The organism is Streptomyces sp. GESEQ-4 (assembly GCF_017948455.1).
Taxonomy (GTDB): Bacteria; Actinomycetota; Actinomycetes; order Streptomycetales; family Streptomycetaceae; genus Streptomyces.
Map to the genome: position 1 here is coordinate 110,752 of NZ_JAFFSU010000017.1, position 18,282 is coordinate 129,033.

19 protein-coding genes and 1 tRNA gene are annotated in these 18,282 nt (G+C 70.6%); 11 read left to right on the forward strand and 9 right to left on the reverse strand.

Annotation, left to right across the window (positions count from 1 at the left end; genetic code table 11):
* Positions 1 to 19: 19 nt before the first annotated feature.
* The 3 genes from KCH48_RS28845 to KCH48_RS28855 form a co-directional block, all read right to left on the reverse strand.
* Positions 20 to 508 (reverse strand): peptidoglycan-binding protein, encoded by a 489-nt coding sequence (locus KCH48_RS28845; RefSeq protein ID WP_210577826.1) that lies wholly within the window; start codon positions 506 to 508, stop codon positions 20 to 22.
* 177 nt (positions 509 to 685) lie between these two features.
* Positions 686 to 762: transfer RNA gene (locus KCH48_RS28850), tRNA-Thr, on the reverse strand.
* Between the two features lie 90 nt (positions 763 to 852).
* On the reverse strand, positions 853 to 1,365 hold the full coding sequence (locus KCH48_RS28855; protein ID WP_210577827.1) for a redoxin domain-containing protein: 513 nt from the start codon (positions 1,363 to 1,365) through the stop codon (positions 853 to 855).
* Positions 1,366 to 1,493: 128 nt separating this feature from the next.
* Between KCH48_RS28855 and KCH48_RS28860 the strand changes: the two genes are divergently transcribed.
* A complete protein-coding gene (locus tag KCH48_RS28860; RefSeq protein WP_210577828.1) occupies positions 1,494 to 2,090 on the forward strand; it encodes a TetR/AcrR family transcriptional regulator in 597 nt (198 codons plus the stop codon).
* Here KCH48_RS28860 and KCH48_RS28865 read toward each other — a convergent pair.
* Complete coding sequence (locus KCH48_RS28865) at positions 2,087 to 2,563, reverse strand: GNAT family N-acetyltransferase (RefSeq protein ID WP_210577829.1); 477 nt, start codon at positions 2,561 to 2,563, stop codon at positions 2,087 to 2,089. The genes KCH48_RS28860 and KCH48_RS28865 overlap by 4 nt on opposite strands.
* A gap of 9 nt (positions 2,564 to 2,572) precedes the next feature.
* Entirely contained in the window at positions 2,573 to 3,421 is an 849-nt protein-coding gene (locus tag KCH48_RS28870) for an aminoglycoside phosphotransferase family protein (RefSeq protein ID WP_246886048.1), read from the reverse strand.
* A 93-nt stretch (positions 3,422 to 3,514) separates the two neighbouring features.
* Here KCH48_RS28870 and KCH48_RS28875 point away from each other — a divergent pair, with 93 nt between their 5' ends.
* Positions 3,515 to 4,918, forward strand: a complete 1,404-nt coding sequence (locus KCH48_RS28875) for an FAD-binding oxidoreductase (protein WP_210577831.1) — start codon at positions 3,515 to 3,517, stop codon at positions 4,916 to 4,918.
* A gap of 233 nt (positions 4,919 to 5,151) precedes the next feature.
* Positions 5,152 to 8,403 carry a Tat pathway signal protein gene (locus tag KCH48_RS28880; RefSeq protein WP_210577832.1) on the forward strand — a complete coding sequence of 1,084 codons (3,252 nt, stop codon included), beginning with the start codon at positions 5,152 to 5,154 and terminating at the stop codon, positions 8,401 to 8,403.
* A gap of 91 nt (positions 8,404 to 8,494) precedes the next feature.
* Here the strand turns inward: KCH48_RS28880 and KCH48_RS28885 are convergent, their stop codons facing one another.
* Together KCH48_RS28885 and KCH48_RS28890 are read right to left on the reverse strand one after the other, a co-directional pair.
* Complete coding sequence (locus KCH48_RS28885; protein WP_210577833.1) at positions 8,495 to 9,475, reverse strand: zinc-binding dehydrogenase; 981 nt, start codon at positions 9,473 to 9,475, stop codon at positions 8,495 to 8,497.
* Positions 9,476 to 9,554: 79 nt separating this feature from the next.
* Positions 9,555 to 10,718: an NAD(P)-binding protein gene (locus KCH48_RS28890; RefSeq protein WP_210577834.1), complete on the reverse strand. Its 1,164-nt coding sequence runs from the start codon at positions 10,716 to 10,718 to the stop codon at positions 9,555 to 9,557.
* Between the two features lie 235 nt (positions 10,719 to 10,953).
* Here KCH48_RS28890 and KCH48_RS28895 point away from each other — a divergent pair, with 235 nt between their 5' ends.
* Positions 10,954 to 11,601 (forward strand): pentapeptide repeat-containing protein, encoded by a 648-nt coding sequence (locus KCH48_RS28895; RefSeq protein ID WP_210577888.1) that lies wholly within the window; start codon positions 10,954 to 10,956, stop codon positions 11,599 to 11,601.
* A gap of 63 nt (positions 11,602 to 11,664) precedes the next feature.
* Entirely contained in the window at positions 11,665 to 12,231 is a 567-nt protein-coding gene (locus KCH48_RS28900) for a GNAT family N-acetyltransferase (RefSeq protein WP_210577835.1), read from the forward strand.
* A 49-nt stretch (positions 12,232 to 12,280) separates the two neighbouring features.
* Here the strand turns inward: KCH48_RS28900 and KCH48_RS28905 are convergent, their stop codons facing one another.
* Complete coding sequence (locus KCH48_RS28905) at positions 12,281 to 12,781, reverse strand: hypothetical protein (protein ID WP_210577836.1); 501 nt, start codon at positions 12,779 to 12,781, stop codon at positions 12,281 to 12,283.
* A gap of 38 nt (positions 12,782 to 12,819) precedes the next feature.
* Between KCH48_RS28905 and KCH48_RS28910 the strand changes: the two genes are divergently transcribed.
* From KCH48_RS28910 to KCH48_RS28925, 4 genes are all read left to right on the forward strand, one after another.
* Positions 12,820 to 14,229, forward strand: coding sequence for a M1 family metallopeptidase (locus tag KCH48_RS28910; protein ID WP_210577837.1), 1,410 nt, complete (start codon positions 12,820 to 12,822; stop codon positions 14,227 to 14,229).
* A gap of 50 nt (positions 14,230 to 14,279) precedes the next feature.
* Positions 14,280 to 15,311 (forward strand): Ku protein, encoded by a 1,032-nt coding sequence (locus KCH48_RS28915; protein WP_210577838.1) that lies wholly within the window; start codon positions 14,280 to 14,282, stop codon positions 15,309 to 15,311.
* A 79-nt stretch (positions 15,312 to 15,390) separates the two neighbouring features.
* The gene (locus tag KCH48_RS28920) at positions 15,391 to 15,624 is read left to right on the forward strand and encodes a ribbon-helix-helix protein, CopG family (RefSeq protein ID WP_210577839.1); all 234 of its coding nucleotides are present in this window, start codon (positions 15,391 to 15,393) and stop codon (positions 15,622 to 15,624) included.
* Entirely contained in the window at positions 15,624 to 16,016 is a 393-nt protein-coding gene (locus tag KCH48_RS28925; protein ID WP_210577840.1) for a type II toxin-antitoxin system VapC family toxin, read from the forward strand. Before KCH48_RS28920 ends, KCH48_RS28925 begins: the two co-directional genes overlap by 1 nt.
* 79 nt (positions 16,017 to 16,095) lie before the next feature.
* Here KCH48_RS28925 and KCH48_RS28930 read toward each other — a convergent pair whose 3' ends face one another.
* Positions 16,096 to 16,671 (reverse strand): TerD family protein, encoded by a 576-nt coding sequence (locus KCH48_RS28930; protein ID WP_210577841.1) that lies wholly within the window; start codon positions 16,669 to 16,671, stop codon positions 16,096 to 16,098.
* A 171-nt stretch (positions 16,672 to 16,842) separates the two neighbouring features.
* On the opposite strand from KCH48_RS28930, the gene arfB reads away from it, so the two are divergent.
* Positions 16,843 to 17,271, forward strand: coding sequence for an alternative ribosome rescue aminoacyl-tRNA hydrolase ArfB (arfB, locus tag KCH48_RS28935; RefSeq protein ID WP_210577842.1), 429 nt, complete (start codon positions 16,843 to 16,845; stop codon positions 17,269 to 17,271).
* Positions 17,272 to 17,363: 92 nt separating this feature from the next.
* Complete coding sequence (locus tag KCH48_RS28940; RefSeq protein ID WP_210577843.1) at positions 17,364 to 18,239, forward strand: sigma-70 family RNA polymerase sigma factor; 876 nt, start codon at positions 17,364 to 17,366, stop codon at positions 18,237 to 18,239.
* Positions 18,240 to 18,282: the final 43 nt, after the last annotated feature.

The following is an 18,282-nucleotide window of genomic DNA, read 5'->3' on the forward strand; positions in this document are numbered from 1 at the left end:
TTTGTGGGGTCGGTAATTCTCAGACCCTCTCACAGAAGTCGAGCGCTCGATCGTTGTAATAGAGGGGCCACTTCAGCTTGTCCCGGGTATTGGGGCCGTAGACGCCGTCGGCCGTGAGTCCGAACAGTTTCTGGAGCGACTCGACGGCCGCGACCGTGCCGGATCCGTAAATGCCGTCGGCGCCACCGGAGTTCCTGATCTGGTTGGCGGCCCAGGTGCCGTCGTGGCACGTCAGGATGGCCTTCTGGAGAGCCTTGACCGCCGACGTGGAACCCTGGTGGTAGCCCATGTAGCAGTCGGTCCCGTTGCCCGTGCGGGCGGGTACCGGGCGATAGTTTTCGGGCCCGAGATTCGGCGGGTCGTACTTGTGGACCGTATTGCAGGTGCCGTACGCGGCGTGTGCCGCCCCGGTCATGATCGGGCTGGCCGTCAGACCGCCGGCGAGGACCGCCGCGGAGGCCCCCAAGACTCCGATTCGCTTGCGGAGCTTCGTGGATACACGATTCACATGCAGTCCTTTTTCGTGTGTACGAGACGACGAGGACAGTAGCCCGGCCCGGTCACTGTGTGTGCCGGTCGTTCGCCCCACAAAAAACGCCGCCAGGCGTACGCGGTTACCGAAGCGACGGCCAAGGCACAGCCCGGTGGCCCTCATCGGGGCTCACCGGGCTGGTGTCCGTATTCATGGAGCCCCCTGTCGGACTCGAACCGACGACCTGATCATTACAAGTGACCCGCTCTGGCCATCTGAGCTAAGGAGGCAGCGCGTACAACGATGCCGTACGCGAAGGCGGCACCACTGTACACAGAGCGCGTTTCTCCAAGCCACGAGGTTCCTGACGCGTGGCCGTGTCAGGACGTTGCGTAACGGGAGAGGGCCCCCAGGATGTCCTGCGGTTCCGCCCGCTTCTCGTAGTCCGTGTTCACGAACGCCCAGCGGATCGTGCCGGCGCGGTCGATGACGTATGTCGCGGGGAGCGGGAGGGTGCGGGCGTGGCCCGCGTTCACGCGCTGGAGGTCGAAGCCGAAGCTGTCGTAGAGGGCGGCGAGGTCGAAGGCGAGGTCGCTGAGGACGTGGAAGGCGAGGCCGTGCTTCTCGGTGAGGGAGAGGGACTCGTCGGGGATCTGCGGGGAGACGGCGACCAACTGGGCGCCGTGTGCGGTGATGTCGGAGTGAATGTGCTGGAGGGCTCGCAGGGTGAGGTTGCAGAAGGCGGGGGCTCGGTCGCTCGCGGTCGGGGCGCGGTCCGGCTGGCTGGATTCGGCCAGTTCGCGGCTCCTGCGGTCCATGATCTCCAGGGCTTCGGCGGGGATGCGGGTGTGGCGGTTGTCGAAGATGGCGCGGAGTTCGGCCTCGAGGGGCATCGGATTCCTTCTGGGCGAGGGGTGAGGGGTGCCTCGTGCGGTATGCGGCTTCATCTTGGAACGTTCGTTTCAAGATAGTCCTTCGCCGGCGTATCTTGGAACCGTCAGTTCAAGATGGCGGAGGAACCATGCCGGACATCAAGCACTTCGACCCGGACACGGCCCTGGAGACGGTGGTCCGGCTGTTCTGGCGGCAGGGCGTGGCCTCGACCGGCATCCGGGACGTCGTGGCGGCGACCGGGCTCAACCGCTCCAGCCTGTACGCCACGTTCGGGGGCAAGCAGGATCTCTACCGGGCCGCGCTGCGCCGGTACGTGGACACCCACTCCCGGCCTGCGTTCCGCCATCTCGCCGAGGACGGGCGAGGGCTGGCGGCCGTGTCCGACTTCTTCGACGGGCTGATCCAGGTCCGTTGCTCGGGCGAGTACGCGCGCTGGGGCTGCATGGTCGCCAATGCGCACGCCGGTGCCGAGAACGGCGACCCGGAAGTCCTCGACCTCCTCGAACGGCACCACCGGCAGCTGCGCGACGCGATGCACTCCGCCCTCGGCCAGGCCCGCGCCGGCGGCGAACTCGGCCCCGACACCGACCTCGACGCCGCGGCCGACCTGCTGGCGCTGCTGGCGTACGGGGTCAATCTGCGCTCGCGGGCCGGGGCGGATCCGCGGGAGCTGAGGCGTACGGTCGGGGCGGGGATCGCCGCGATCGGGGGATCGGCCGGCTAAGCGTTGCCCAGCTTCGTCAGGGCCTCGTCCGTCAGTCGGTACACCGTCCACTCGTCCTGGGGGCGGGCGCCCAGGGACTCGTAGAAGTCGATCGCGGGGCGGTTCCAGTCGAGGACGGACCACTCGAGGCGGCCGTAGCCGCGGGTCACGCAGAGGCGGGCCAGTTCGGTGAGCAGGGCCTTGCCGTGGCCGGCGCCGCGGGCGGTGGGGCGGACGTAGAGGTCTTCCAGGTAGATGCCGTGGACGCCGCGCCAGGTGGAGAAGTTGAGGAACCAGAGGGCGAAGCCGACCGGGTCGCCCGTTGTGTCGTCGACGGCGATGTGGGCGTGGGCGGCGGGGCGGTCGCCGAACAGGGCGTCGTGGAGCTGCTCCTCGGTGGCCCTGGCCTCGTGCGGGGCCTTCTCGTACTCGGCGAGTTCGCGGATCAGGGTGTGGATGACGGGGATGTCGGCGGGGGCCGCGGGGCGAATCATGGGGCGAGGTTAGCCAGGGTGGTTCCGCAGGCGCCTGGCGATTTCCAACTGCCGTTCCTCCAGCGGGCGTTCGTCCTCGATGTCCCAGAGGGTGTTCTGGAGCAGCCTGCCCAGGGTCCAGGCACGCGCGCGGGACCGGTCCAGGCCGAGGACGTCCGTCATCGCGTCGAAGCGCCAGAGGATGTCGTCGGCGTCGAAGCGGTTGTCGAGGGCGGGCCACAGTTCGAAGCCGGGGTCGCCGGACAGCGGTTTGGGGTCGATCGCGAGCCAGGGGGCGCGGTCGGAGGCGAGGACGTTCTCGTCGTGCAGGTCCCAGTGGAGGAGCCGGTCGCCGGGCTCGTCCACGACCTCGCGTACGGCGGCCGCGCAGTCGGCGACCAGGCGGCGGGCCTCCGGGTCGGGGATCCGCTGGAGCGCCCAGGGGGCCTGGTCCAGCATGGCCTGCGCGATGTCGCCGAGCCGGCGCATGCCGTGCGGTACGGGGACGGATGTCAGGTGGGCCAGCAGCCGGGCGATGATCAGCACGGCCTCGCGGGTGTCGCCGAGGTGCGACAACATGCGCTTCTCGTCGAGCCGTTCGAGGAGCATCGTGCCGGTGGCCGGGTCGTGGTCGAGGAGCCGTACCGCCCCGTCGCCGTCCCAGATGCGCAGCGCGACCGGTTCGCCCTCGCTCTCCTCGTCGAGGAGTTGCAGCTTCAGGACGGCTGTCGTGCCGTCCGCGCGGACGACGGGCACGACCAGGGCGCCGACTCCGTGCATCGGCCGGCCGTCGACCCTCAGCTGCCAGCGGGCCAGGAAGTCGGCCGTCAGGTCCGGGAGTCGGGCGATGAAGGCGCGGCCCGCTTCCCCGTTGTACATCTGCTGCGACGCGGCGAGCTCCTGCGGAATGTCGACCACCTTGTGACCGTACTGGCGTGGGGGAATCGGCTCACGCGAATTAATGTCCTCGCCATGAGCAGCTCGGCGAGCGGTGCCACAAACGGCGGTATCTCCTTCTGGTACGCGGACGACGGACTCCCGGCGGTGCGGGAGCCGCTCGCCGGTGACGCGTCGGCGGATGTCGTGATCGTCGGCGGCGGTTATACGGGACTGTGGACGGCGTACTACTTGAAGAAGGCGGCGCCGTTCCTGCGCATCACCGTCCTGGAGCAGAAGTTCTGCGGGTACGGGGCCTCGGGGCGGAACGGCGGGTGGCTGTACAACGGGATCGCGGGGCGTGACCGGTACGCGAAACTGCACGGCCACGAGGCCGCCGTACGACTGCAGCGGGCCATGAACGACACCGTGAGCGAGGTCGTCGAGGTCGCCGCGGCGGAAGGGATCGACGCGGACATTCATCGCGGCGGGGTCCTCGAACTCGCCCTCGGGCCCGCCCAGTTGGCGCGGCTGAAGGCATTCCACGAGCGCGAGCTGTCGTACGGTGAGAAGGACCGCGAACTGTACGGCGCCCGCGAGACCGCCGAGCGGATCCGGGTGATGGATGCCGTCGGGTCGAGCTGGACGCCCCATGGGGCGCGGGTGCATCCGGTCAAGCTGGTGAAGGGGCTGGCGGCGGCCGTCGAGGCGCTCGGGGTGAGCGTGTACGAGCGGACGCCGGTGACGGAGATCCGGCCGAAGCACGCGGTGACGCCGTACGGGACGGTCCGGGCGCCGTATGTGCTGCGCTGCACCGAGGGGTTCACGGCCGCCCTCAAGGGTCAGAAGCGCACCTGGCTGCCGATGAATTCCTCGATGATCGCGACCGCGCCGCTCACCGACGAGCAGTGGGCGTCGGTCGGCTGGGACGGGCGCGAGACGCTGGGCGACATGGCGCACGCCTATATGTACGCGCAGCGCACCGCCGACGGGCGGATCGCACTGGGCGGGCGTGGGGTGCCGTACCGGTTCGGATCGCGGACCGACAACGACGGGCGGACGCAGGAGGCGACCATCGAGGCGCTGCGGGACATCCTCGTGCGGTTCTTCCCGTCGCTGGCCGGAGTGCGGATCGAGCATGCCTGGTCCGGGGTGCTGGGCGTGCCGCGCGACTGGTGCGCCGGCGTCACGCTGGACCGGTCGACGGGGATCGGCTGGGCGGGCGGTTACGTCGGTTCGGGCGTCGCCACCGCGAATCTCGCCGCGCGGACACTGCGGGATCTGGTGCAGCAGGACTCGGGGCAGGGCGGGCGGACCGAGCTCACCGATTTGCCGTGGGTGGGGCACAAGGTGCGGAAGTGGGAGCCGGAGCCGTTGCGTTGGGTGGGGGTGCAGGGGATGTACGCGGCGTATCGGGCGGCGGATCGGCGGGAGGCGGAGATGCGGAGCGGGGAGACGTCGCGGCTGGCTCGGTGGGCGGATCGGGTTGCGGGGCGGTGAGCGGGCGGAGGAGCGCGGGGCGGTGACCGTGCGTGGGGGCTGGGCGGGGGTGGGTCGCGCAGCCCGGCGCTGACGGGGAGCCGCCTGCGCCCACCCGTGCCGCCCTAGGCGGCACGAATGCCCGCAGGCTGAGCGGCTTCGGCTGGTTTCTGGCACCCCTGGGAAACTCAGGGAGGCATTGTCAGTCCCGTGTGCCACTATCGCCTCAACGACCACTGATCCAGGGGGGATCCTTGTCCGACGCCGGTTTCCGGCGATCGGCGAGACGGGGGCGGGCAGCTGTCGTCCCGGCCGTCTTCGCCGCACTCGTCTCGCTGCTCGCTTCACTCCTCACCCTGACCGCAGTGAGCCCCGCTGCTGCCGCTGACGGGGACTGCGCACCGCTCGTGCTCGCGCCGTTCGGCGATCCCGGGGACGCCGTCAACAAGGCGACCATCCCGGTCGGGGAAAGTGTCTGCTTCACCATGTCGGCCCCGGCGGCCGGCCGCTACCTGCTGTCCGACGGCTACGGCGACAGCCCGAACGCGCAGCTCTTCGCCGCGGACGGCACCGAAGTCGACTGTTACGACGAGCAGTTCTCCGAGGGCGGTCACTGCGACGTGCCCGCACCCGGCGACTACACCCTCAAGATCGTCAACAGCGGCTGGTCGGACCTGACGGACGCCGAGTTCACCGTCGTCCCGCTGAGCTCGGCCACCGAGGGCTGCTACGACCCGGTCAGCACCGCCTGGGACGTGCCGACGCCCGGCCGGACCTCGGTGGGCCCGCTGGAGATCGACTGCCAGGCCTTCGAGGGCGAGCCGGGAGAGCGCGTCCTGCTCGGCCGGGCAACGGAGGTCTACGGCGGCATCGTCGCGTGGATCACCGACTCGACCGGGGCCCGCATCTGCCCGCGCATCACGGCTGACGACGAGAGCACCCTCAGCTGTGTGCTGCCCGGAGAGGGCCCCTACCGGGTGATCTCCAAGGTGACCGACTCTGAGCGGGGCTTCCCCGCCGGGTACGCGGTCAGGGTGCGCTCGCTGTCCGACCCGCAGGGCTGCCGGGCCGCGCCCGTGCGTCCCTTCGGACCTGCTGAGGGCCTCGACTTCCAGACCAACCCCTGCTTCACCTTCACCGTCGGCAAGGCCGGCCGGTACCTGGTCCACGAGGTCGACGAGTACTCCGCGGGCCCCGTCCTCGTCTACGACGCGGTCGGGAAGATCGCCTGCGAGCAGACCGACCCGTGCCGGCTGCCCGCCGCAGGTACCTACACCGCGGTTCTCGGCAGGCCCCTCTTCGACTACCCCGACTACAACAGCGACGACCTGGTCGTCCTCGACCGCGCCTCCGACGCCGGATGCGTGGCCACTGAGACCGGCGTGTACCGGGGTGAGCTGAGCACCGTGGGGCAGTACGACTGCCTGACGCTGGACGCCCCGCAGGGCGCGCGGATCGCCGCGCTCACCCCGATCGCCGCATCCGGTGTGGATGCCGAGGTGGAGGTCGTCGACCGGGACGGCACCGTGCAGTGCAGCGGCACGGAACTGGCCGACGGGAACTGCGCGCTGACCGGCACAGCCCCCTACCGGGCGCTGGTGCACACCGACGACGTCGGCGAGGACGCCACCGGCCCGTACGCGATCGCCTTCCACCGCACCGACGCGGCGAACGACTGCCCGGTCCTGCCCGCCGGCAGCTTCACCGCTGACGGGGCCAAGGCCGCCTTCGGTACGGGCGACGGTGTCTTCTCCCAGTGCCTGACCATTCCCGCGGACGCCCACACGGGCGCGGAGCTCTTCCAGCTGATCGGCGCCTCCGGCGGCGTACCGGCGAAGTTCTCCGTGCTGGACGCCACGGGCAAGAAGATCTGCGACCGTACGGCCACCGTCAACGGCTGGACCGTCTGCTCGCTGACCCCGGGCCAGGCCCACACCGTGCTGGTCACCGGCCGGGACCTGGCCGCCACGTACACCCTCGCCCGGCGTGACGTGACCGCGAGCGCCTCCTCGGCGGGCTGCGCGACGACCGCCGTGGGCAAGGTCGGCGGCCCGTCCCTCGGTGCCGCGTACGGCGAGCCCGGCACCGTGAACTGCCACCAGGTCACCACCGACGCGGCCACCGACGTCCTGCACATGGACGTCCGGGACGCCCTGGGCACCGCCAACATCGCCGTGTTCGGCGGTGACGGCAGCTCCGAGTGCTCCTACCGCAACCGCTCCTGCGCGGTGACCGGTTCCACCACCCACCAGGTCCTCGTGCAGACCCCGGCCACCTTGAAGGCGGCGCCCGCGTACCGCCTGGACGCCCTGCGCGTCGCGACCGCGGCCGGTCCGGCGCCGGAGTGCACCAAGGTGCCGTCGGTGTCCTACGGCTACGGGCCGGTCACCGGCACGCTCGACGAGCAGCACAGCGCGGTGTGCGCGGTGCTGCCGACGGCCGGGTTCGACCGCTTCGACGCCGAGATCGCGGACACCACGGGCGCCACCGCGACGGCGGTGCCCGCGCTCTACAACGCGAAGTGGAACAACGGCTGTTCCTGGACGAGTTCCGGCTACGCGTGCTCGGCCGGGGGCGGCACCAGCGGAGCCGCACCCTCGTTGTTCGTGCTCGGCCTGCCGGAGACGACGTCCGCCACCTCCTACAGCGCCAAGCTGGCCTGCGTCTCGACGCTGTGCGGGCCGGACAAGGTGAGCGTCACCGGCCTGAGCCCCACGACCGGGGTCGGCGAGAGCAAGGTCAAGGTCACGGTGACCGGTACCGCACTCGGCGCGAACACCAAGGTCAGGCTCACTCGCAGCGGTAAGACGATCACCGCTGCGGCCGACTCGGTGGCTGCCGACAACCGGTCGGTGACAGCGACCGTCGACCTGACCGGCGCGGCGGCCGGCGACTGGAACGTCAGCGTGCTCACCACGTGCTGCGAGCACTCGCGCGGCACCTTCACGGTGACCGAGCCCCAGCTGACCAACACGGGCGCCCCCAAGGTGACCGGCACGGCCAAGGTGGGCGCCAAGGTCACGGCGGATCCGGGAAGTTGGTCAGCGGCTCCGACGTCGTACACGTACCAGTGGAAGGCGAACGGCCAGGCGATATCCGGGGCGACGGCGAAGACGTACACCATCGCCTCCTCGGTGGTCGCCAAGAAGTTGACCGTGACCGTCACGGCGGTCAGGAGCGGCTGGCAGAGCGGGACGGCGACCTCGGCGGCGGTGACCGTCGCCAAGGGGGACGCGCCCAAGGCGACCAAGCTGCCGGTGATCAGCGGGACGGCGAAGGTCGGCAAGACGCTGAAGACGTCCAAGGGAACGTGGAATCTCAGCCCGACCTCCTACTCGTACCAGTGGTACGCGAACGGCACGGTGATCAGCGGGGCCACCAAGGCCACGCTGGTGCTGAAGTCGGCCCAGAAGGGCAAGAAGATCACCGTGAAGGTGATCGCGCACCGCGCGGGTCACAAGGACGGGTCTGCGGTGAGCAAGGCGACGAAGGCGGTCGTCAGGTGAGCTGACGCGGTGGCATGAGGGGGCGGCCCGGGTTCTCCGTGGCCGCCCCTCGGCGTTCATGCCCTCAGAGCTGCGTCGCATTTCCTCCCGCTCATGGCTCCAGTACGACCTTCCCGGTGGTCCCGCGGTTCTCCAGCGCGCGGTGCGCGGCGGTGGCCTCGGTGAGTGGGAAGCGCTGTACGGCCGGGGTGAGGCGGCCTTCGGCGGCCTCGGCGAGGGCGCGGAGTTCGAGGGTGTGTATGGGGTTGGGGCCGCCCGCCTTCTGCATCATCACGGGCCCGAGGACCTGCTCGGTCACGCCTTCGACGACGTACGGGCTGCCGTCGTGAAGCCCCTCGCCGGACCAGCCGAAGACGAGGTGCTGTCCGCCGGGTCCGAGCAGGTCGACGGCCGCGCGGGCGGCGTCGCCGCCGACTCCGTCGAAGACGACGGTGGCGGCGCGTCCCCCGAGGTAGGCGCGGACCTTGTCCGGCCAGGCGGGGTCCTTGTAGTCGACGGCGAGATCGGCGCCGTTCGCCTGCACGCGGGCGACCTTCTCCGGGCCGCCCGCGAGGCCGATCACGGTGGCGCCGGCGTTGCGGGCGTACTGCACGAGCAGGGTGCCGATGCCGCCGGCCGCCGCGGGGATCACGGCCACCGAGTCGGGGCCGAGCTCGGTGAACTGCAGGATCCCCATCGTCGTACGGCCCGTGCCGATCATGGCGACGGCCTGCGCGAAGTCCAGGCGCTCGGGGATCTCGTGGACGCGGTCGACGTCGGTGACGGCCAGTTCGGCGTAGCCACCCGGCGCGAAGCCGAGGTGGGCGACCACGCGCTTGCCGAGCCACAGCGCCGCGACACCCTCGCCGAGGGACTCGACGACACCGGCGACCTCGCGGCCGGGGATGGTGGGCAGGGGCGAGGCTTCGGGCGCGGGCCCTCGCATGCCCTCGCGCAGGGCGGTGTCGAGGAGGTGGACTCCGGCCGCTTTCACGGCGATACGGACCTGGCCCGGGCCCGGCAGCGGGTCCGGGACCTCTTCGTAGGTGAGGTTCTCGGCCGGGCCGAAGGTGTGCAGGCGGATGGCGTGCATGGCGCGCTCCTCGTGTGATCGCTCTGTGATCGACCCGTACGGCGATTCGATCGCTCTGTATGGCGCTCACTCTTCAACCTCAAGCTTGCTTGAGGTCAAGGGCGTTGTGTCGGCCGAGGGCCAGTGACACCGCGGTGAGCGCGCTGTTGAAGGAGACCTCGGACAGCACGCCCGGCGCGGCGACCTGGTCGCCCGCGAGATAGACGCCGGCCCCGCGGTCGACGGCCGGCCGGTCGCGCCAGCTGGTGCCGGGCAGGTCGACGGCGCCCGTACGGCCGTTCGCCACGGCCTCGCGCCGCCAGGTGACGCGCTCGCGCCAGCCCTCGAAGGCCATGTCGAGCAGCCGCTCGGCACGGGCGATCCCGTCGGCCCGTGACTCGTGCGGGGCGATCGGGATCTGCCCCTGGATGAGCTGCTCACCGGCCGGCGCCAGCGAACGGTCCTGCGCGGTGAACCGTTCCAGCCAGCCGGGGGAGTCCAGGTCGGAGACGACGAAGGCGTCCCCGCGCCGGGTCCGCACCGCGAGGTCGATCAGGGCCGTACGCCCGCTCGTCCACGTCAGGGAGTCGTCCTTCAGCAGGCTGCGAGCGGAGTCGAGGGAGGTCGCGACGACGACGGGCGTGTCGGTCGGCAGGGTGTCGACGCGGGACAGCGTCTCCATCCGCACACCCAGATTCCACGCCCGGGCGGCCATCCGGTCGATGAGCGTGGCCCAGCCGCCGCGCGGATAGTGCGCCTCCGGAGGCAGCTTCGTGGCACGCCGCAGCCGCTCCTGCACGAAGGCGGCCGACAGGCTGCCGGGGTCGTGATGGAAGAGCGCGACGGCGGAGTAGTGCGCGGCGGCACGGGCCCCCTCCTCACCCGCCTCCCGCTCGGCCCACGTCATGAAGTCGACGTCGACAGGCGCCTGTTGCGCGCTGCGGCGGAGCAGCTTGAGCATCGCGAACGGTGGGGTGCGGCGCAGCACGCCGTGGTGCTTCAGCCGCAGCCGGGCCGCCTCCAGGGGCGGGATCGGGGCGAGCGGCCCGATCAGGTCGCGCTGCCGGAGCCAGGCCCAGTGCGGGCCGCCGCTGTAGAGGGCGTGCGGGCCTTCGTTCGTCCGGTACGGCCCCTCCGCGGTCCGCGCCCGCCCGCCGAGGGTGTGATGCGCTTCGTGCATGGTGACCTTGGCGCCTGCCTCCGCGGCCGTGATGGCCGCGGTGAGTCCGGCGAAGCCGCCGCCGATGACGGTGATGCGGTGCATGGCTGGGGGTCTCCCTCTGGTTGGGCTCCGGTTGGGTCGCCTTTCTGGGAGTACGACGGTCGGAGGGGGCCGGAACGTGACATGGCGGGCTGCGTGGGTGGGGTTTTCGCAGGTCAGGTGGATTGTCAGTGGTGGGGTGCAGCATGGGGGGTGGTACGGGCGCGGTACGGGTTCGGTACGGGCGGTCTGGTGCGTGAGTGACGGGAGGCAGGGCGTGGCGAAGAAGGTCGGGGCCGTGAAGGGGGCGCGGCGGCCGGAGGTGCGGTTGCCGGCGCTGGAGCCGTTCGGGGACGGGGAGTTGGAGCCGGACGGGGATTACGACGGGCTGGAGTTCCGGGAGTCCGACCTCGCCGGGCAGGACGGCGGGGGCGCCCGTTTCATGGACTGCGCGCTGACGGGCTGCGCGCTGGACGAGACACGGCTGCACCACGCCCGCTTCCTCGACGCGGTCCTCACCGCCCCGCGGGGCGTCGGCACGAACCTCGCGGAGTCGACCCTGCGCGACGTCGAAGTGCTGGACGCCCGGCTCGGCGGAACCCAACTGCACGGCGCTGTCCTGGAACGCGTCGTCATCCGCGGCGGCAAGATCGACTACCTGAACCTGCGCGCCGCCCGCCTCAGAGACGTCGTCTTCGAGAACTGCGTCCTGGTCGAACCCGACTTCGGCGGCGCTCGCCTGGAGCGCGTGGAGTTCCCCGGCTGCGTCCTCAAGGAGGCCGACTTCACCTCGGCGACGCTGCTGGACGTCGACCTGAGGGAAGCGGCGGAACTGGGCATCGCACGGGGGATCGGCCGACTGTCGGGGGCGGTGATCAGCACGGGCCAACTGCTGGATCTGGCGGGGGCGTTGGCGGGGGAGTTGGGGATTCGGGTGGAGGGGTGACGGGGAGAGGGGCGCGGTACGGGGCGGACCCGGGGTAGGCACGCAGCCTCATACGATGGGCCGGTGCCCGACACCGTCGTACTCACCGCTGAAGCGACACCGTCGCTGCCCGCCCTCATCCTGCGCCCCTGGTGCGTCGACGACGTCCCCGCCCTGGTCGAGGCGGGCCGGGATCCCGCTTTGCGGCACTGGACGAGCCTCGCCGTGGAGAACGAGGCCGACGCGCTGAGGTGGGTGCGGGGTCAGGAGCGGGGATGGGCGGCCGGTGACCGGTTCGGCTTCGCGGTCCTGGAGACGCAACCCGGAGCAGATCAGCGGCAGTTGGTCGGCTATGTGGTGCTCAAGGACGTGACTCCGGGGAAGCCGTCGGCCGAGGTGGGCTACTGGACCGCGGCGCGTGCCCGTGGACGCGGAGTAGCGTCCCGGGCTCTGGAAGCCGTCACCGCGTGGGCCTTCGGGCACCTGGGTGCCGACCACCTCGTACGTCTGGAGCTCCTGCACCAGGCCGACAACCTGGCTTCGTGCCGGGTGGCGCACAAGAGCGGCTACGACTTCGACCGCCTCCTGCCCGCCGCGCCGCCGTCCTTCCCACTCGACGGTCATCTGCACTCACGGCGCAGGGGCGACTGAGAGACGCTGCCCGCCGTGGCGGTAGAGCTGCGGCAATCGCCGCCGCGGCTCACCCCACCCGCGGGAACTTCGCCTGCAGGGTCCAGATCGCCGGGTTCTCCGCCAGGTCGTCGTGCAGATCGCACAGGTCGGCGATCAGGTCGTGGAGGAAGTCCCGTGCCTCGCGCCGCAGCTCGGCGTGGGAGAAGCTCAGGGGCGGCTCCTCCGCCGGCATCCAGTCGGCCTCGATGTCCACCCACCCGAAGCGGCGCTCGAAGAACAGGCGGTCGGTGGACTCGGTGAAGTCGAGTTCCGCCCGCTGGGGGCGGGAGGCCCGGGAGCCGGCCGGATCCCGGTCGATCCGCTCGACGATGTCGCACAGCGCCCACGCGAAGTCGAGCACCGGCACCCATCCCCAGGCTGTGGACAACTCCCGGTCCGCCTTGGTGTCGGCGAGATAGACGTCCCCGCAGAACAGATCGTGCCGCAGCGCCCGGACGTCCGCGCGCCGGTAGTCGGTCTGGGGCGGATCGGGGAAACGGGTGGAAAGGGCGTAGCCGATGTCGAGCACGTACGCGATGGTGTCACGGCCCGCCTAGGATCCTTGACGTGTCCCGATCCGCACCCGTTGTCCCGACCTGCGCGCTTGCCCTGCTCGCCCTCGCGTCGACCGCATGCGGCGGTGGAGTCGTCGGCACCCCCGGCGGCTCGGGCCTCGGCGACCCGTACTTCCCGAAGGCGGGCAACGACGGCTACGACGTCACGCACTACGGCCTGACCCTCGACTACGTCCCCGAGAGGCAGCACCTCACCGGCACCGCCGAGATCACGGCGACGGCCACCCAGGACCTCTCCGCCCTCAACCTCGATCTCAAGGGCCTGGACGTCGAATCCGTCACCGTGGACACCGAGCCCGCCCGCTGGAACCGCACCGGCCAGGAACTGACCGTCCGCCCGCGCCACGACCTGGACGACCAGGACACCTTCCGCATCACCGTCCGTTACTCCGGCACCCCCGAGACGATCACCGACCCGGACGGCTCGGAGGAGGGCTGGCTGCCCACCGAGGACGGCGCCCTGGCGCTTGGCGAACCGACGGGCTCCATGGCCTGGTTCCCCGGCAATCACCACCCGTCCGACAAGGCGGCGTACGACATCGAAGTCACCGTGCCGAAGGGGCTGCACGCCGTCTCCAACGGGGAGCTGACCAACGAGACGACCCGGGACGGCCGTACGACCTTCACCTGGCACACCGCCGAGCCCGTGCCGAGCCACGCCGCCACGCTCGCCGTCGGCCGCTACGACATCAGCCGCACCACCGTCGCGGACGACCTGCCGGCGTACACGGCCGTGGACCCCCGCCAGACCAAGGCGAGCCGGGAGGTGCTGGGGCAGCTCCCCGAGATCATGGAGTGGGCCGAGAACAGCTTCGGCCCGTACCCCTTCTCCTCCACCGGGGCGATCATCGAGCGCGAGGACGACATCGGCTACGCCCTGGAGACCCAGAACCGGCCCGTCTTCCCCGGCGCCCCCGACACGGAACTCCTCGTCCACGAACTCGCCCACCAGTGGTACGGCGACTCCGTCTCCCCGAAGACCTGGCGGGACATGTGGCTCAACGAGGGCTTCGCGACCTACGCCGAGTGGCTGTGGCAGGAGGACCACGACGGCGAGACCGCCCAGCAGATCTTCGACCAGCTCTACGCGGGCGACTACTACGACGACCCCGAGGACAACGAGGCGATCTGGGCCTTCCCGCCCGGCAAGCCGACCGACGCCGCGCACATCTCCGACCCCCCTGTCTACGTACGCGGCGCGATGGTCCTCCACAAGATCCGGGAGACGGTCGGCGACGACACGTTCTACGAGATCATCCAGGGCTGGGCCGCCACCCACCGCCACGGCAACGCGGACACCGACGACTTCACGGCGTACGTCGAGCGGCAGGCCCCGGACCAGGACTTCACGCCGGTCTGGGAGGAGTGGCTGTACGGCGAGGGCAGGCCGGACCAGCCCTGACGTCATACGATGGGAATCTCCCGTAAACAGTGACAAAAGGGTGCGGAGGGGTGCTGCACGTGCGATCCATCTGGAACGGCGCCATCTCGTTCGGCCTGGTCAGCATCCCGATCAAGCTGGTGAACGCCACCGAGAGCCACTCGATCTCCTTCCGCCAGATCCATACGGAGGACGGCGGCCGTATCCGCTACCGCAAGGTCTGCGAACTGGAGGACCGCGAGGTCACGCAGGGGGAGATCGGCAAGGCGTACGAGGACGCGGACGGCTCGCTCATCCCGATCACCGACGAGGACCTGTCCCACCTCCCGCTCCCCACCGCCAAGACGATCGAGATCGTGGCGTTCGTGCCGAACGACCGGATCGACCCGCTCCAGATGGACGCCGCGTACTACCTCGCGGCCAGCGGCGCCCCGGCCGCCAAGCCGTACACGCTGCTGCGCGAGGCACTCAAACGGAGCAACAAGGTCGCCATCGCGAAATTCGCCCTGCGCGGGCGGGAGCGGCTGGGCATGCTGCGGGTGGTCGACGACGCGATCGCCATGCACGGGCTGCTGTGGCCGGACGAGGTCCGCGCCCCAGAGGGCGTCGCCCCGGACACCGGAGTCACGGTCCGCGACAAGGAGCTGGACCTCGCGGACGCCCTGATGGACACCCTCGGCGAGGTCGAGCTCGAGGATCTGCACGACGAGTACCGCGAGGCCGTCGAGGAGGTCATCGCCGCGAAGGCCGCCGGCGAGGCGCCGCCCGAGGCCCCCGAGCCCGCGAAGGGCGGCAAGGTCCTGGACCTCATGGCCGCCCTGGAGAAGAGCGTCCGGGACGCGAAGGAGTCCCGCGGCGAGGCGCCGGAAGAGGAACCCGCCCAGGTCAAACGCCTCCCGTCCCGCAAAACCGCCCGCGCCGCCCCCAAACAGCCGGCCGGCAAGAAGTCGACGGCGGCCAAGAAGACGGCCGCGAAGAAGACAGCCTCCGCGAAGAAGACGACGGCCAAGTCGGCGCAGGGGGCGAAGAAGTCGACGGCTGCGAAGAGTACGGCAAAGAAAACGCAGGCCAAGAAGACGACGCCCCGAAAGCGAACGGCCTGAGCGGAGCGGTCCTTGAGGGACGTACGGCAGTGCTGTCCGCGCGCTTATGGTGTAAGACAGCTTGTCTTACGCTACTGGCATGGCAGACACCATCACCATCCGCAGCGACTCCGAGACCGAGCATGCCTTGGACGTCCTCACCCGCGACGGCAGCTCGCGCTCGGCCGCCATCCGGCAGGCCGTGCTGGAAGCCGCTCTGCGAAAGGAGCGCGCCGTGGCCCTGCGGCGAGCGGTGCTGCGCATGCCCATAGGGGAGCCGGATGGGATCGATATCGGGGAGGAGATCGCGCGCGGCCGTGAAGGAGAGCGCTGATGATCTACCTCGACTCGGCCGCGGTCGTGAAGCTGGCCCATGCGGAGAGCGAGTCGCAGGCGTTGCGCGACTGGCTCGATGAGCGGGCGGAGACCGGGTGGACGAGCTCGGTTCTCCTGGAGATCGAGGCATCGCGGGCGCTGGCTAGCTACGCCCCGGATGCGATCGCCCGGCTGCATCCTGTCCTCGATCTGATCGAGTTGGTGGATCTCGATGCCGGAATCCGCATCCTGGCCCAGACCGTCAAGCCCGTGACTGTACGCAGCCTCGACGCCATTCATCTGGCGACAGCCCTGCGCATCCGCTCACGGCTGACGTCCTTCGTGACCTATGACAAGCGGCTGGCCGAGGCGGCGCGGGACGCGGGAATCCCCGTCGACGCGCCCACCTGAGGCTCACGCGTGCGGAGCAGAAGAACGGGCCCCGCACGGAACGTCGTGCCGGGGCCCGTCTCGACTGCCTTGCCGAACCTCAGACGTTCACGCCGAAGTCCTGGGCGATGCCGACCAGGCCCGAGGCGTAGCCCTGGCCGACGGCGCGGAACTTCCACTCCGCGCCGTTGCGGTAGAGCTCGCCGAAGACCATGGCCGTCTCGGTGGCCGCGTCCTCCGAGAGGTCGTAGCGGGCGATCTCGGCGCCGCCGGCCTCGTTGAGGATGCGGATGTAGGCGTTGCGCACCTGGCCGAAGTTCTGCGTGCGGTTCTCGGCGTCGTAGATGGACACCGGGAAGACGATCTTCTCGATGTCGGCCGGGAGGGCCGCCAGGTTGACCTTGATCGCCTCGTCGTCGCCCGCGCCCTCACCCGTGCGGTTGTCGCCGGTGTGGACGATGGTGTTGTCCGGCGTCTGCTTGTTGTTGAAGAAGATGAAGTGGGCGTCGGAGTACACCTTGCCCTGCGGGTTGACCGCGATCGCCGAGGCGTCGAGGTCGAAGTCCGTGCCGGTGGTGGTGCGGACGTCCCAGCCGAGGCCCACGGTGACGGCGGTCAGGCCCGGAGCCTCCTTGGTGAGCGAGACGTTGCCACCCTTGGACAGGCTTACAGCCATTGTTGGGAGTCCCTTCCCTCGTTTACGTACGGCAAGAACGCTACAGCTACCCCTACCAACGCCGGGAGCGTACGCGAGGTTCCAGGTGGCTTTACTTTCTTTACCTGGGATGGCCGGAACGCTCCGGATATTCGGGTGACGTGGACCGGACAGAGCGGCGACCATGGAGCCATGTCCGGTCCCTATCCCATTCGCGGCTCCGTCTCGCTTCCCGAGGCCGAGCTCATGTGGCGTTTCTCGCGGTCCTCGGGTCCGGGCGGGCAGCGCGTCAACACCAGTGACTCGCAGGTGGAGTTGCGCTTCGACCTGGCGAAGACCGAGGCGCTGCCCGAGGTGTGGAAGCAGCGGGCCCTGGAGCGGCTGGCCGCCCGGCTCGTCGACGGGGTCATCACCGTACGGTCCTCCGAGCACCGGTCCCAGTGGCGCAACCGCGAGACCGCGGCCGTACGCCTCGCGGCGCTTCTGGCCGAGGCCACCGCGCCGCCGCCCAAGCCGCGGCGGCCGACGCGCATCCCCCGCGGGATCAACGAGCGGCGGCTGCGGCAGAAGAAGGCACGGTCGGACACGAAGCGGGGACGGTCGGGGCGGGACTGGTCCTGAGCCGGCCGGCGACGCCTGTCACGTTTCCCCCACCCCCTCCGTCATGTTCGTGTCGACCGACCGCGAGCCGTACGTACGAGGGGACCCCGACCATGACCGACGCGCCGCACAGCACCGAGTTTCTCGCCGAGCGGTTCGAGTCGCACCGGAGTCACCTCCGGGCCGTCGCGTACCGCATGCTCGGATCGCGGGCGGAGGCGGAGGACGCGGTGCAGGAGGCGTGGCTGCGGCTGAGCCGGTCGGACGCCAGTCGGGTCGACAATCTCGGGGGCTGGCTCACGACGGTGGTGGGCCGGGTCTGTCTCGACATGCTCCGCACCCGCAAGTCCCGCGCCGAACTGCCACTGGACTCACGCCCACCCGTCCCCGCGGACACGGCGCCGGACCCGGAGCAGGACGCGCTGCTCGCGGACTCGGTGGGCGTCGCGCTGCTGGTCGTACTGGAGACGCTGTCGCCCGCGGAACGGCTGGCGTTCGTGCTGCACGACCTGTTCGCGGTGCCGTTCGACGAGGTCGCCACGATCGTGGGGCGGACGCCGACCGCGGCCCGGCAGCTGGCCAGTCGCGCCCGGCGACGGGTGCAGGGCGCCGAGGCCCCGGACACCGATCTGGTACGGCAGCGGCGGGTCGTCGACGCCTTCCTGGCCGCCGCGCGGGACGGCGACTTCGACGCGCTGGTGGAGGTTCTGGACCCGGATGTCGTGGCGCGGTCCGAGGCCGGCGTGACCTCGGGCGCCGTGGCGGTCGCTTCGTCCGCGCCCCGCTACGCGCAGGCAACCCTGGCACGGCCCGCCCTGATCACCCGCCCCGCCCTGATCGGCGGCAACGTCGGCATCGTCGTCCTCGTGGACGGCCGCCCCGTGCGGGCGCTCAGCTTCACGGTCGCACACGACCGGATCACCGCGATCGACATCACGACCGACCCGGCCCGCGCCGCCGCCCTCGACATCACGCTCCTGGATGTGTGACCTGTGTGTGACATGTGATCTACGTGACGTGTGACCTGCGTGA